We start from the raw sequence: 13,410 nt of genomic DNA, 5'->3' as shown, positions 1-13,410 counted from the left end.
GACATAAAAAAGCGACCTTCAAGGTCGCTTTTTTATTTGAGAATATTTGCTTGTATAGACTGCTGAATGTTTAGCTAAACTCGCCCGTTGCACGCTCTTTGGCCCAATCGCGTAGAACAAATTTTTGTAACTTGCCTGTCGACGTTTTTGGAATTTCTGTAATCACTACATCTTTCGGTACTTTAAAACGTGCCAGATGTTGCTTACAGAATTCAATGATTTCCTCAGGTGTGGTTTCTTTCCCTGCTTTGAGTTCAATAAATGCGCATGGCACTTCTTGCCAGCGAGGATCGGGTTTCGCGACCACCGCAGCCGTTAAAATAGCAGGATGTTGATAGAGAATTTCTTCAACTTCTAGTGATGAAATATTCTCACCTCCAGAAATAATGACATCTTTAGAGCGGTCAGTAATTTTGGCATAGCCATCAGGTTGGCAAACGGCAAGATCGCCTGTATGGAACCAACCACCAGCAAAGGCTTCTGCCGTGGCTTCAGGGTTTTTGAGATAACCTTTCATCACAATGTTACCTCGGAACATAATTTCACCCATAGTTTGACCGTCATGCGGTACAGGTTGCATCGTGTCTGGATCCAGCACTTTCATATTATCTTGCAGTGGGTAAGGTACACCTTGGCGTGAGTGCAACTGCGCTTGTTCCTGAATAGATAAGTCAGACCAACCCGCTTGAGAGGCACAAAGCGCAGAAGGTCCATAGGTTTCAGTCAGTCCATAAACATGGGTGACATTTATACCAATATGGCGCATGCCTTCAATGATTGCAGCAGGAGGTGCAGCACCTGCCACCATCACTTCAACGCGATGCTCAAAGTGGATCCGTTGCTCTTCAGGGGTGTTGATCAGCATGGATAGCACAATTGGCGCACCACAGAAATAATCGACTTTATGCTCAGCGATGACTTTGAAAATGAGTTCAGGGTCAATTTTACGTAAACAGATATTGGTGCCCCCATTGGCTGCCATGGTCCATGCAAAGCACCAGCCGTTACAGTGGAATAAAGGTAAGGTCCACAAGTAGGTCGCACGTGGTGTCATGCCGCAAGCAATGATGTTACTGGCTGCATTGATATAAGCGCCACGGTGGTGATAAACCACGCCTTTTGGGTTGCCTGTGGTGCCAGAGGTGTAGTTAAGGCTAATGGCATCCCATTCATCTTGAGGTAAATGCCATTCAAAGTTGTCATCGCCTTCGGTTAACCAGTCTTCATACTCGATTTGCCCAATCGGGGCTGCAAAACAGTTTTCGTACTCAGCATCATCTACATCAATCACGAAAATATCGCGTCCGACCAAAGCCAAGGCTTCTTGTGCAACCGATGCAAACTCTGGATCCACCAATAAGACTTTGGTTTCTGCATGATCAAGCATAAATGCGATGGTTTTGGCATCTAAGCGCGTGTTCAATGTGTTGAGGACAGCACCTGCCATTGGGACTGCAAAATGTGCTTCGATCATTGCAGGGACATTGGGCAGCAAAACAGAGACAGTATCGTTTTTTGTGATTCCCAGTTTTTGTAATTGTGAGGCAAATTGGCAGCAGCGAAGGTAAGTTTCACGCCATGAAATATGGCGGTGCCCATGAATGATGGCATCTTGATGAGGGTAAATATAAGCAGCTCGTTCTAAATAACGCAGCGGTGACAAAGCCACAAAGTTTGCGGGGGTTCTTGGTAACTCATCATAAGCACTCACCATGTTGATCACTCCAAATTCAGTATTATTTTTCCATTGATTAAAAGATATGCATTTTTCAGCCATCTTGCATTTATGCTTTAGTCGAGTTGCTCTTTTTAGATGAATTTATTGAATTTTTTTTGTTTAGTTTATCTAAACTGAATCTATGGATTCTGTGCGATATAAACCCTTTTAGTTAGATTTTAGCCTGCTTTTTAAGCAAAATGTGTATGCTTGTGTTGCTGTATTGTTCAATAAAAAGTGACCGATAGAGTCATTATAAAATGTAGCGATAAGGATTGCGGCACATCAATTCCCTCATTTTAGTGATGCTGTGGGACTGGCAAATAAATTCAAAATGCGCTGAAACGTGAATTTTATAGGGGAAAAGGTTTAATCCTGTGGATAACACGTGTAAAATTCGACTGATTTTATTTATCCACCGTTTTTATCTTTTGAGGTTTTACCTCGATCATAATCTCGCGGTGATATGCTCCATGGTACGGGGCATCACTCCTTAAGGATTTTTTATGCCAATTATCACTTTGCCAAATGGCGATCAAAAACAATTTGATCAAGCTGTATCTGTGATGGACGTTGCACTGAGCATCGGTCCGGGTCTTGCGAAAAATACAGTTGCAGGAAAAGTCGATGGTCGTTTAGTCGATGCATCTGACTTGATTACCACGGATGCCAGCCTTCAAATTATTACGCCTAAAGACGAAGAAGGTGTCGAAATCATTCGTCACTCTTGCGCTCACTTGGTGGGACATGCGGTTAAGCAATTGTTCCCTGAAGCGAAAATGGTGATTGGTCCTGTCATTGAAGATGGCTTCTATTACGATATTTTTAGCGCAAAGCCATTTACGCCAGAAGACATGGTAGCCATTGAAGAGCGCATGAAAAAGCTCATCGATCAAGACTATGATGTCATCAAAAAAATGACACCACGTGATGAGGTGATTGCAGAATTCACAGCGCGTGGTGAAGATTATAAATTACGCTTGATTGCAGACATGCCTGAAGAAACAGAAATGGGCTTGTACTACCATCAAGATTATTTGGATATGTGCCGTGGTCCACACGTGCCAAATACTAAATTTTTAAAAGCATTCAAGTTGACTAAAATGTCAGGCGCTTACTGGCGTGGCGATGCGAAGAATGAACAGTTACAACGTATTTATGGTACAGCGTGGGCAGACAAAAAACAGCTTGCAGCGTATATCAAACGTATTGAAGAAGCTGAAAAGCGTGACCACCGTAAAATTGGTAAAGCTTTAGACCTGTTCCATATGCAAGAAGAAGCACCAGGTATGGTGTTCTGGCATCCAAACGGTTGGACCATTTATCAAGTACTTGAACAATACATGCGCAAAGTACAACAAGACAATGGCTACCTCGAAATTCGTACCCCACAAGTGGTTGATTTCACGCTTTGGGAAAAATCAGGCCATGCTGCAAACTATGCAGATGGCATGTTCACGACGCATTCAGAAAGCCGTAACTATGCAATTAAGCCGATGAACTGTCCTTGTCACGTACAAGTGTTCAACCAAGGTTTAAAATCATACCGCGATTTGCCAATTCGTTTGGCTGAGTTTGGCTCATGTCACCGTAACGAACCATCGGGTTCATTGCACGGCATTATGCGTGTTCGTGGCTTTACTCAAGATGATGCACACATTTTCTGTACCAAAGAGCAAATTGGTCAAGAAGTGGCTGACTTCATTCAACTGACTTTAGATGTGTATAAAGACTTCGGTTTCGAAGACGTGCAAATGAAGTTGTCTACACGTCCAGAGAAACGTGTGGGTGATGATGCACTTTGGGATATGGCTGAAAAATCTTTAGCAGATGCTTTAGATGCTGCTGGTTTGGAGTGGGAACTTCAACCGGGTGAAGGCGCATTTTATGGTCCGAAAATTGAATTCTCACTGAAAGACTGCTTAGGCCGTGTATGGCAATGTGGTACAATCCAATGTGACTTCAATTTGCCAGAACGTTTAGATGCGTCATATGTCACTGAAGACAATGATCGTGATCAACCGGTAATGTTGCACCGTGCAATACTTGGCAGTTTTGAACGTTTTATTGGTATACTAATCGAACACTATGCGGGCTTTATGCCACCTTGGTTAACACCAATCCAAGCATGTGTGATGAACATTACCGATTCACAAGCGGAAGCATGTGAGTCAGTCGTCGCTAAACTTAAAGAAAACGGTCTCCGTGCGATTTCAGACTTGAGAAATGAGAAAATCGGCTTTAAGATTCGTGAACGTACATTAGAGCGTATTCCTTACTTACTGGTACTTGGGGACCGTGAGGTAGAGGAAGGTACAGTGAACGTGCGTACCCGCTCAGGAACAAATTTGGGTACTATGTCAATCGACGCTTTCGTTGACCTAGTAAAAGCAGCCGTTGCCGAACGCGGCCGGTACATTGTGGAGTAACAGCGATTAAACAGCCTGACCGTAATCAACAGGGCGGTAACAAATCAAACCGTCCTGCTTTGAATGATGAAATTCGTGCGAAAGAAGTCCGTCTTGTAGACGAAAATGGTGAGCAAAAAGGTATTGTTAGCTTGGCAGAAGCATTACGCGCTGCTGAAAGTGTTGAGCTTGATCTTGTTGAGATCGTAGCAAACGCTGAACCGCCTGTTTGTAAAATCATGGACTTCAACAAGCATTTGTTTGATCTAAAGCAAAAGCAGAAAGAAGCGAAGAAAAAACAGCATCAAGTACAGGTGAAAGAAATCAAACTCCGCCCGGGTACTGATGTTGGTGATTACAACGTAAAACTACGTGCAATTACTAAGTTCCTTGAAGAAGGCAACAAAGTAAAAATTACTCTTCGTTTCCGTGGTCGTGAAATGGCGCACCAACAGCTTGGTTTGGCTCAACTTCAAAAAGTTGAAGCAGATGTGGCTGACTTGGGCGTAGTTGAACAAGCACCGAAAATGGAAGGTCGTCAAATGGGTATGTTGCTTGGTCCTAAAAAGAAAAAGTAATGATCCATTGATCTTAAAAAAAAGCACTGCCTATGCAGTGCTTTTTTTATTTTGTTGATTGACTATGCCGAAGTGTTTTCAGTTGTTAATTTCTTTTGTCCGATTGGAATTCGGCATGGCGCTTTTTCTTCTGGAACAATCCGTCGTAGCTGGATGGTGAGTAAACCATTTTCATAATTGGCCTCTTGTACTTCAATGTGTTCATCTAAACGTAAGGATAATTTAAATGAACGCTGTGTGATACCTTTATGCAAGAACTCAGCATGATTGTCTTTGGTCTGATCAGCATGTTGACCTGAAATATTAAGTACCTGATTCTCTAAGTCAATCGCGAGCTCATCTTGGTTAAAACCAGTCGCAGCTACGACAATGCGGTAGTGATCATCACCGACTTTTTCAATATTGTACGCAGGATAATGTGGTGCTTCACTGAGCATTGCATGATCAAACAAATCGTTTAAACGGTCAAAACCGATACTACGACGGAATAATGGCATTAAGCTTAAATTACTCATTGATAAAACCTCCATCATTAGGAAAAGTGATATAAATAAGCAACCTATGCGACTCAATTAGCATGGTTGTCACAGCAATAATCGGTGTGGATGTTTGCTGTACTTTTAATATTTGGATGCTCTGTGAAATTTCAAGATTAAAAAATAAGATTTTTTTAAAAATTCTCTTTGGTTGATAATTATTCTATTTATATGAAGCTAGTCATGCATATTTTAAGATTTCAATTTCAGTTTAACCTAATGTTTCTAGGCTGGAATCATGTTATAAACAGTATCAAACCTCGACAATATGAACTAAAACGAGAAAAGTAACAGGATAACCACATGATCGATTTGTACTATTGGGGAACACCCAACGGACATAAAATTAGCATCGCATTAGAAGAGATGGGTTTGGAGTATCAAGTCTTTCCCATCAATATTTTAGAAAATGATCAGTTTCAACCCGACTTTCTACGCATTTCACCCAACAATAAAATCCCTGCGATTGTGGATCAAGATGGTCCTAAAGGTGAAGCCATTTCTGTGTTTGAGTCAGGGGCGATTTTGCAGTATTTAGGGCGTAAAACAGGACAGTTTTACCCAAGCGATGAACAGTCTCGTGTTGAAGTTGAGCAGTGGTTGATGTGGCAAATGGGTGGTTTTGGTCCAATGCTTGGACAGAACCATCACTTCAGTAAATTTGCTCCCGAACGTATTGCATATGCAACTGAACGCTATGTCAATGAAACCAAGCGCTTGTATGCTGTACTAGACAAGCAGCTTTTTGGTCAAAACTATGTGGCTGGCGAGTACTCGATAGCGGATATGGCAATTTTTCCATGGATTTTGCGTTATGAGTGGCAGCAAATTGATATAAATGACTATCCAAATGTGAAGGCTTATATGGAGCGTATTCAAGCGCGTCCTGCAGTTCAGCGTGCGTTGGCGCTTCAAGTTAATTAGTTACAGAAGCGGTGACTTGAACTGTGTTAAGCTTAGTGCCTTCAAGGTATAAGCCATTCTTTAAAGCCACCGATGGGTGGCTTTTTTGTTGAAAGGTTGTTTGGACATCAGCGTAATGAAAAAAGAGTTTTTCCTCAATTTAACCCGTATTATTGAAGCGAATCCTAAAATCTATCTCAGTATTATTGTGGGGATTGCAGGATGTTTGGTGCTATTTGTAGCTGAAGCGGTACACATCCAAAAAATCATTGAACTGCTGAATACCAAAGATCAGGTGGTACTGCGTGCTGCAATTGAACCGATTGCCGATAAATATTCATGGTCACGTTGGTCTTTGTTGATTTTGGCACTGATCTGGTCAAGTTTTGCTTATAGCTCAACCAAGAAAAAGCTGGGTTTAAAATCATAAAATGATGTGGGCCTTAGGACTACTTTTCCTTTCTGCTTTTGGGGCAGCGACACTGCTGCCGTTACAGTCAGAAGCAGTCTTGGTGGGATTGTTGGCTCAGACGCAGTATCCAGTGTGGTTGTTGGTAGCAGTTGCAAGCCTAGGTAATATTTTAGGTAGCTGTGTGAATTGGTGGCTCGGCTTGAAAGTTGAGCAATACAAAAATAAAAAATGGTTTCCCGTCTCAGAGCAAAAGATGTTGCAGGCGCAGGGCATTTATCAAAAATATGGTTTTTGGTCTTTATTGCTCAGTTGGGTGCCCGTTATTGGTGATCCGATTACCCTCATTGCAGGATTACTCAAAGAAAACTTTGTTCGTTTTGTCGTGATGGTGAGTATTGCGAAAATAGGGCGTTATCTTTTTGTGTATTGGATGTTTAGTCAGTTCTAATTATTTTCAGAGACCAACTGGCCACATGCTTATATGTGCTGAATGGGTTCAAAGTTTATATAGAGAGATGACACGAGTGAGTGAGAACTCGTGTCATGCTAAATTTTTAACGACAAGCATTTAGATCGAATTCAATCGCATCTTTAAATTTAGACTTTTTATAGAGCCACAGTGTACTTGCTGTGCGTTTAACACTGACTTTGCTATTTGAAACGGCTTGTAAAACTTGTTGATCAAGCGCGTAAATACCTGAACCCTTTGTAATTTTTGGCTTCTTAATGTTGCCGTGTTTATCGGCTTTAAAGCTAAATTTAATTTGACGGTCATGACTATTCAACTGCGTTGAATCTAGAGCAAGCTTAGGTTGAGCCTGATATTGAAAAGGCACTTTTTGCTGCTGCTGTTGTGCACGCCAGTTTTTCGAGTCAAAGCTATAGTTGCATGCTTCGGCATCATCTGGGGTTAAGTTTAAATTAAAAACTTGATAACCAATGATAGCTAAAGCGGTGTCGTCCTCTATAAACGGTTTTACTTTGGCTTGAAGCACGGCATTTACCAGCTTTTCATCTAAAGCTTTGAGTCCAGTCGTTTCTTGGACTGTCGCTTTGGTTACATCACCTGTTTCATCTGCATACACACGAATAATTGCTGCACGGTTTTGTTGATTTAAATCACTATTTTTATATTGGGGTTTGGGAAAATCTACCCATTGAATACGCGTGGTCAAATGCGCCGATTGAGCTGAACTTTTTTGAATGGTGAGTTCTAATGGTGGCTGAGCTGCATGACTGAGATGAAGGGGCAGTGTAGATAATGCGAGCAAGAAGAGTGGTTTCATATGGTCGATTTCTTTTATAACGCATCCAGTGCGCATGACTTAAATAATTGTTGCGAGTATTTCCTGAATTAGAAAGACTCGCAAGTTATATTGTTAAATTAAAACTATTTTTGCTCAGCTTGGGTGATGTCTACACCAAATAAGTCTTTGGTTTTAGCCCAACTGAGTGCGACCACCAAGAGCGTCATGCTGCCGCCAAAAACCGTTGCAATCACAGGCCTAAATATTTTGCTGCAAGACCTGACTCAAATGCCCCCAGTTCATTGCTACTCGACACAAACATGCCATTTACCGCTGCAACACGGCCTCGCATATTCTCAGGAGGGTAAATTTGTAAAATGGTCTGACGAATTACCACTGAAATACTGTCACATGAACCCGTCATCGCAAGAGCAAATAAAGACAGCCAGAGGTAATTTGAGCAAGCGAACAATAAGGTGAATAGGCCAAAACCTGCAACAGCAAGCAGCATATTGCGCCATGCATGTCGGGTGGGCGGAAAACGCGTCAGCGCAATCATGGTGATGAGTGCACCAATCGATGGCGCTGCCCGTAAATAGCCCAAGCCTTCAGGCCCAATTTTCAAAATATCTTCAGCAAAGATCGGGAGTAAAGCGATCACACCGCCGAACAGCACCGAGACTAAGTCGAGTGAGATAGCCCAGGGGACGATTTTAGTTTTAGCAATAAAGCGAAAGCCTTCACCTAAACTTTGTAGTACACGTTCCGTTTCAATTTTAGGAAAAGTGCGTTTGCTTAAAAGATTGACGAGTAAGAAACATAGGCTGAGCAGTACCGCCACACTGATGAAACTGGTTTCACGGCCTAAAAAGGCTAACATCAACCCACCCAGTATTGGCCCAATAATCACCCCGCTTTGCCAACCAATGGTGGTCCTTGTAGCACCATTGGCATAAATTTCCCGAGGAATTAAAAAGGGTTTGAGAGATGTTGCGGATGGATTATAGAAACCTCGAATTGTTCCTAGGCCAAAGATCACGGCATAGACACCCCATGACAGGGTGGAGAGTTCAATTTGCTTTAAGCCATAAGCATGAAATACCCCCCATAAAACCAAGGGTAGAGGAATGGCAAAGAATAAGCAGATTTTCATGATGGTTTGCTTATTAAAGCGATCGGCAAAATAGCCGCCCCATAAGGAGAGCGCAATAAAGGGGATTGCTTCTGCCAGACCAATCAAACCTAGAGTGAGAGGATCTTTGGTAATTTTATACAAAGAATACGCCACAATAATTTCCTGAATCAAAATGGCAAGCGTCAGACAAAATTGATTGAGTGTAACAAGAGAGAAGTCTCGGTATCGGAGTGCGGCAAAAGCATCCTGTGTAGCGTTCATAAGGGTACAGTATGGAATGGATGAGGCATTATACGACTTGGACTAAACCTCGGTTATAAATTCATCGCTTAAAGCTTATCGGGAAATAAACTAAGCTTGCTTTTATTGTTGATTATTTGCTTTTGTTTTAGACAAAGTTCGATTAGAATATTCGCTCCCTTACCTGCAGGTCGTTTTGCAATGGTGCAAACGTTCCGAACAGGTGTTCAAAAGAGGTTGTTATGCCTAAGATGAAAACTCGCCGTGGTGCAGCTAAGCGTTTTAAAGCTACTGCTAACGGTTTCAAGCGTAAACAAGCGTTCAAACGCCACATTTTGACCAAAAAATCTGCTAAGCGTATTCGTCAATTACGCGGCTGTGTAATGGTTCACGTGAGTGACGTTGCTTCAGTTCGTCGTATGTGCCCATACATCTAAGGAGATTATAAATGGCTCGTGTAAAACGTGGTGTACAGGCTCATCGCCGTCATAAAAAAATTCTTGCTCGTGCTAAAGGTTACTACGGCGCTCGTTCACGCGTATATCGCGTAGCGTTCCAAGCAGTAATCAAAGCGGGTCAATACGCTTACCGTGACCGTCGTCAGAAAAAACGTCAATTCCGTGCTCTATGGATTGCGCGTATTAATGCTGGTGCTCGTCTAAATGGTTTATCGTACAGCCGTATGATCGCTGGCTTGAAAAAAGCTCAAGTGATTATCGACCGTCGCGTACTTGCTGACATCGCTATGCATGACGCAGTTGCATTTGCTGCTTTAGCTTCTAAAGCTAAAGATGCATTAGCTGCATAAGTCTTTAAGACTTAAAGAAAGACCGCTTTTTAGCGGTCTTTTTTATTGTTTGAATGAATGATGCTTTTATAAAGTGCATATAAAAATGCAATCGTTAGTATAAAAGTATTTCCCCATGATACGGAATAGAAAGCCAAAGTCCACAATGCACAGTAACACCAAATGATGTGCCATAAAAATTTCATGATTTTGAATAAATTAAAAGAGCTTACAGCTACGCACTTTGTTTCTACTTGATGTTCTATGTCTTTTAGGTGTGCGGTGTTTTCTACTACATCGTTAGATGTCCGAATTTGAACGGTATTTTTTTCAATAGAAAAAGAAGAATTTTTTGTTGTTTCTGGAATATTGGACAAGTAATTACAATTTTTAATGTCTGAAAACTGATATTGATTTGCACAGTGTTTAAAGATTAGTGGGCGGAGTAGGGTCAGTTGATTATAGGCTGCTGAAAAAGTATCCCTTTCGTTATTATTCATTTGAATATAATCGGAATATTCATTTTTTGAATGTGATGCAGCGGAATATTGCTGTTCTAATAAAGCTGTATTTTCTATCAAATTCGAAGCGTAATTTTTTCGGATAGTGAATGGAAATATCGGATACTGCTCTTTTATAGAATCATTGAATAAATCGCCGACATAGCAATTATTGATATCTAATGGAATTGGATAACTGCCATATTGTTTTGCCATATCATTAAAATAAAGACGTGCTTCTGTGTCTTTAAAAAAAGTATCCCAATTGATTGGCTTTAAGTCTTGTTCTATAGTAGAAATTGCTTGAGGGGATGGGTGGTGTAACGTGTATGCCTCTACATTTTGGTAATAATTGGAATAATTATAAAAATCTTTGTTTCCATGTTCATCAAAACTTTGCCATGTTGGTGTTTCATCGCTATGGATTAAAACTTTATATTCATTATGAGGATAATGCACAACAATACAGAAACTTTCTTCATCGGTTGAAAAATAAAAAATCGAAGAGTCATTGAGTTCCATATGCAAGTCTTGAGCAACATGTAAACTCAGTTTTATGGCTCCGGATTCTTGTAACCTACTTAAGAGATGTGAAGCAGAACCGCATAAAAGCGTACCGTATTTAGTATCACGTAATATTGGAAAATGGTTGAATAATAATGGATGCCTATCTAGGATCTCTGTATCAACCGCACCATTTAAATATTCATTTCCATAACTCACAAATGCAATTTGGCGATAAGCTCTATTTAGGTACACTTTTTAATTCCGATAACTATATTTTACTAATTGAATAAATACTAAAAATTATTGTTTTGTCGGTGCAGAGAATATCGGTGTTTACGTTTTTAGGCTATTACTTTAATTGTAATTTTATTGCTAATAATGTTTTAAGTATTGAAACTTCTAGATATAGTTTTTTTAACTCTTTTCGAGTCTTGGTAGATGGTTATGAAAAGAATCAATGTTGTAGGAACTTCTGCTACAGGCAAATCTACATTTTCCAGAGCTTTGGCCGAAAAGTTAGATTTGCATTATATCGAGTTGGATAATCTATTTTGGCTTGATGACTGGCAAGAATGTCCCGATGAGGTGTTCTTTGCCAAGATTGAGGCAGAAGTACAGAAGGCGACACAGGGCTATGTGATCGATGGTAACTATACCCGCGCCATTCCTGTGAAATGGGCGGAAATTGATACTGTCATTTGGTTGGACTTACCTTTTCCAGTCAACCTTTACCGTTCTGTGAAGCGTGCGGTTCAGCGGGCATGGGCACAACAGGATTTATGGGAAAACTCGAATAATCGGGAAAGTTTGCTGCGGATGTTTGGTCGGGACTCGATTATTTGGTGGATGATTAAAACACATGCTAAAAACCGACAGAAATACCTAAAAATGATGCAGATGCCTGAATATCAACATATACAGTGGATTCATTTAAAGACACCGAAGCAGGTGAGTCATTTTTTAGATCAGTTGGCTGTTGAAAAGCTTAGCGTTTAAATCAGAGAATAGCAGTGCATACTCAGCGATTAAGATGAACCTCTAAGCTTTAGTTACATAAATCTGCTTTAATCTCAAAGGTGGTCGATGCCTAATAAATAAAAAGATTAAAAAGAAAAGGAGCGGGATATGCTTGCAGAAATTACTGGAATGGGACAGGGAAGTATCACGGTGGAATTACAAATGATTCCCAGAAAAGGTGAGTCAGTCAAAATTATGTATGGACCTGATGCGGAGCTAGAGGGGGAGGTTGTTTCGGTTAATCATTATATTAATCAACATGCCAATCAGCATAAGGTACAAATCAAGATTCGGCCCTTCAATCTTCTAATTACTGCCTAAAGAAATTGAATCCATAAAAAAGCGCTCATTGAGAGGAGCGCTTAGATATCTCGGTAATAACTTATAAGCCAAAATAATAGCCAACTAGGCAGATCAAAATCGTAATCACGATTAAAGCAAACACCCCAGTTTTCCCCGATTTATGGTGTATTTCATGAGGCCTGCTCTCTATCGCACTTAATTTAGGTGTTGGATGATTACGTGCATCCAGTGGTGTAGTTGTGTCTTTGGGTGTGAGCTGCGCGGTTTGATAGTGATTGGCCACTTTTACGATAAACTTGGTACTTAAATCATCAATCTTTTGCTCAAAATGACGTAAGTTCAATTGCTCATCTGGCGTGAGTACTTGGCCTTCTGCATTATAAGGATGTTGAATCTTAGTCTGGATCAATGCTGATAGTGTATCTAAACGATACAGCGTTTGGTGTGCATAATCAGCAGCGTAATCTGTTGGTAAAAGAGCGAGACGGTGGACTGCATCTGTGGCATCTTGTTGCCCATAGTAAGGTAAGTTTGCCGTCTCTGGCTCTACTAAATCTTGTGCAAATGGCGCACTAAATAGTTCTTGTTCGGTAAAGTTCTCGATTTCATCCCATTTCGGCGTTTGTAAATCCGCTTCAATGCGTTTGCTGAGTTTGTGATTCAGTTCAAAACGCCATAAATTTTCGCTACGGATTGAGCTTTGTTGTGCCTTTGGAACTATAAAATCATGTTCAGCGCTGTACCACTCAGCCAGTTCTTTACCAAAAATCCAAGCAGTTTTTTGCTGTGCTTGATGGCTCACAATAATATGTGGTGTAGCGAGGAGTTCAATATTTGAGTTGGGGTTCTTTTCATCTGCTAGCAATGTTGAGCTATGCAGACTGAGCTGTTTGACCCCTTGTTTTTTTAAGGCTTCAAGCCATACCTGAAAATGCTGAGCCAGTAAATGTTGGCTATTTAGGTCACGGAACTGAAAGCAATGTCGGTCAAAAATGGCATGTTCTAACCAACGTTGGAAACTTAGGTTGTGGCGTAAATATTCATTGCCATAAGTCACTAAAGTAAGTTGTTGTTGCCAAATAGGATCAAGCGACATCGTTTGTTGTTCTCTTCTGTGATG

General features: G+C 40.9%; 14 protein-coding genes and 1 pseudogene. 9 read left to right on the top strand and 6 right to left on the bottom strand.

Going from position 1 to position 13,410, the window contains the following annotated elements; all coding sequences use genetic code 11:
- Positions 1–70: 70 nt before the first annotated feature.
- Positions 71–1,714: an acyl-CoA synthetase gene (locus AC4CU2_RS14125; RefSeq protein WP_078388758.1), complete on the bottom strand. Its 1,644-nt coding sequence runs from the start codon at positions 1,712–1,714 to the stop codon at positions 71–73.
- 509 nt (positions 1,715–2,223) lie between these two features.
- Here AC4CU2_RS14125 and thrS point away from each other — a divergent pair.
- Together thrS and infC are read left to right on the top strand one after the other, a co-directional pair.
- Positions 2,224–4,146, top strand: coding sequence for a threonine--tRNA ligase (thrS, locus tag AC4CU2_RS14120; protein WP_010325937.1), 1,923 nt, complete (start codon positions 2,224–2,226; stop codon positions 4,144–4,146).
- Between the two features lie 5 nt (positions 4,147–4,151).
- Positions 4,152–4,703 (top strand): translation initiation factor IF-3, encoded by a 552-nt coding sequence (gene infC / locus AC4CU2_RS14115; RefSeq protein WP_078425166.1) that lies wholly within the window; start codon positions 4,152–4,154, stop codon positions 4,701–4,703.
- A 62-nt stretch (positions 4,704–4,765) separates the two neighbouring features.
- Here the strand turns inward: infC and AC4CU2_RS14110 are convergent, their stop codons facing one another.
- Positions 4,766–5,218 (bottom strand): Hsp20 family protein, encoded by a 453-nt coding sequence (locus AC4CU2_RS14110; RefSeq protein WP_004692288.1) that lies wholly within the window; start codon positions 5,216–5,218, stop codon positions 4,766–4,768.
- 324 nt (positions 5,219–5,542) lie between these two features.
- Here AC4CU2_RS14110 and AC4CU2_RS14105 point away from each other — a divergent pair, with 324 nt between their 5' ends.
- The 3 genes from AC4CU2_RS14105 to AC4CU2_RS14095 all read left to right on the top strand — a co-directional run bounded on the left by AC4CU2_RS14105 (position 5,543) and on the right by AC4CU2_RS14095 (position 7,002).
- Positions 5,543–6,163, top strand: a complete 621-nt coding sequence (locus tag AC4CU2_RS14105; protein WP_205667120.1) for a glutathione binding-like protein — start codon at positions 5,543–5,545, stop codon at positions 6,161–6,163.
- Positions 6,164–6,278: 115 nt separating this feature from the next.
- A complete protein-coding gene (locus tag AC4CU2_RS14100) occupies positions 6,279–6,572 on the top strand; it encodes a hypothetical protein (RefSeq protein WP_114836810.1) in 294 nt (97 codons plus the stop codon).
- Position 6,573: 1 nt separating this feature from the next.
- On the top strand, positions 6,574–7,002 hold the full coding sequence (locus AC4CU2_RS14095) for a YqaA family protein (protein ID WP_004692284.1): 429 nt from the start codon (positions 6,574–6,576) through the stop codon (positions 7,000–7,002).
- A 106-nt stretch (positions 7,003–7,108) separates the two neighbouring features.
- On the opposite strand, the gene AC4CU2_RS14090 is transcribed toward AC4CU2_RS14095, so the two are convergent.
- Positions 7,109–7,840 (bottom strand): energy transducer TonB, encoded by a 732-nt coding sequence (locus AC4CU2_RS14090; protein WP_490768971.1) that lies wholly within the window; start codon positions 7,838–7,840, stop codon positions 7,109–7,111.
- Positions 7,841–7,944: 104 nt separating this feature from the next.
- Positions 7,945–9,197, bottom strand: a pseudogene (locus AC4CU2_RS14085) (MFS transporter).
- A 221-nt stretch (positions 9,198–9,418) separates the two neighbouring features.
- Here AC4CU2_RS14085 and rpmI point away from each other — a divergent pair.
- Both rpmI and rplT read left to right on the top strand, forming a co-directional pair.
- The gene (gene rpmI, locus AC4CU2_RS14080) at positions 9,419–9,613 is read left to right on the top strand and encodes a 50S ribosomal protein L35 (RefSeq protein ID WP_004278281.1); all 195 of its coding nucleotides are present in this window, start codon (positions 9,419–9,421) and stop codon (positions 9,611–9,613) included.
- A gap of 11 nt (positions 9,614–9,624) precedes the next feature.
- The gene (gene rplT, locus AC4CU2_RS14075; RefSeq protein ID WP_004692276.1) at positions 9,625–9,984 is read left to right on the top strand and encodes a 50S ribosomal protein L20; all 360 of its coding nucleotides are present in this window, start codon (positions 9,625–9,627) and stop codon (positions 9,982–9,984) included.
- 29 nt (positions 9,985–10,013) lie between these two features.
- Here rplT and AC4CU2_RS14070 read toward each other — a convergent pair whose 3' ends face one another.
- Positions 10,014–11,222, bottom strand: coding sequence for a hypothetical protein (locus tag AC4CU2_RS14070; RefSeq protein WP_279044200.1), 1,209 nt, complete (start codon positions 11,220–11,222; stop codon positions 10,014–10,016).
- A 192-nt stretch (positions 11,223–11,414) separates the two neighbouring features.
- Here AC4CU2_RS14070 and AC4CU2_RS14065 point away from each other — a divergent pair, with 192 nt between their 5' ends.
- Positions 11,415–11,966, top strand: coding sequence for a P-loop NTPase family protein (locus AC4CU2_RS14065; RefSeq protein ID WP_035326386.1), 552 nt, complete (start codon positions 11,415–11,417; stop codon positions 11,964–11,966).
- A gap of 129 nt (positions 11,967–12,095) precedes the next feature.
- Entirely contained in the window at positions 12,096–12,308 is a 213-nt protein-coding gene (locus tag AC4CU2_RS14060; RefSeq protein WP_004692273.1) for a KOW domain-containing RNA-binding protein, read from the top strand.
- 61 nt (positions 12,309–12,369) lie between these two features.
- Here the strand turns inward: AC4CU2_RS14060 and AC4CU2_RS14055 are convergent, their stop codons facing one another.
- A complete protein-coding gene (locus AC4CU2_RS14055; protein WP_279044201.1) occupies positions 12,370–13,386 on the bottom strand; it encodes a hypothetical protein in 1,017 nt (338 codons plus the stop codon).
- Between the last annotated feature and the right edge of the window lie 24 nt (positions 13,387–13,410).

The organism is Acinetobacter sp. 797_lipA, assembly GCF_058243025.1.
The sequence above is the reverse complement of the archived record's forward strand: the minus strand, read 5'-3'. Positions and strand labels throughout refer to the sequence as shown.

Coding starts and splice junctions, on each gene's coding strand:
- AC4CU2_RS14125 (WP_078388758.1), bottom strand. CDS start 1,714: ATGGTGAGTGCTTATGATGAGTTACCAAGAACCCCCGCAAACTTTGTG.
- thrS (WP_010325937.1), top strand. CDS start 2,224: ATGCCAATTATCACTTTGCCAAATGGCGATCAAAAACAATTTGATCAA.
- AC4CU2_RS14110 (WP_004692288.1), bottom strand. CDS start 5,218: ATGAGTAATTTAAGCTTAATGCCATTATTCCGTCGTAGTATCGGTTTT.
- AC4CU2_RS14105 (WP_205667120.1), top strand. CDS start 5,543: ATGATCGATTTGTACTATTGGGGAACACCCAACGGACATAAAATTAGC.
- AC4CU2_RS14100 (WP_114836810.1), top strand. CDS start 6,279: ATGAAAAAAGAGTTTTTCCTCAATTTAACCCGTATTATTGAAGCGAAT.
- AC4CU2_RS14095 (WP_004692284.1), top strand. CDS start 6,574: ATGATGTGGGCCTTAGGACTACTTTTCCTTTCTGCTTTTGGGGCAGCG.
- AC4CU2_RS14090 (WP_490768971.1), bottom strand. CDS start 7,840: ATGAAACCACTCTTCTTGCTCGCATTATCTACACTGCCCCTTCATCTC.
- rpmI (WP_004278281.1), top strand. CDS start 9,419: ATGCCTAAGATGAAAACTCGCCGTGGTGCAGCTAAGCGTTTTAAAGCT.
- rplT (WP_004692276.1), top strand. CDS start 9,625: ATGGCTCGTGTAAAACGTGGTGTACAGGCTCATCGCCGTCATAAAAAA.
- AC4CU2_RS14065 (WP_035326386.1), top strand. CDS start 11,415: ATGAAAAGAATCAATGTTGTAGGAACTTCTGCTACAGGCAAATCTACA.
- AC4CU2_RS14060 (WP_004692273.1), top strand. CDS start 12,096: ATGCTTGCAGAAATTACTGGAATGGGACAGGGAAGTATCACGGTGGAA.
- AC4CU2_RS14055 (WP_279044201.1), bottom strand. CDS start 13,386: ATGTCGCTTGATCCTATTTGGCAACAACAACTTACTTTAGTGACTTAT.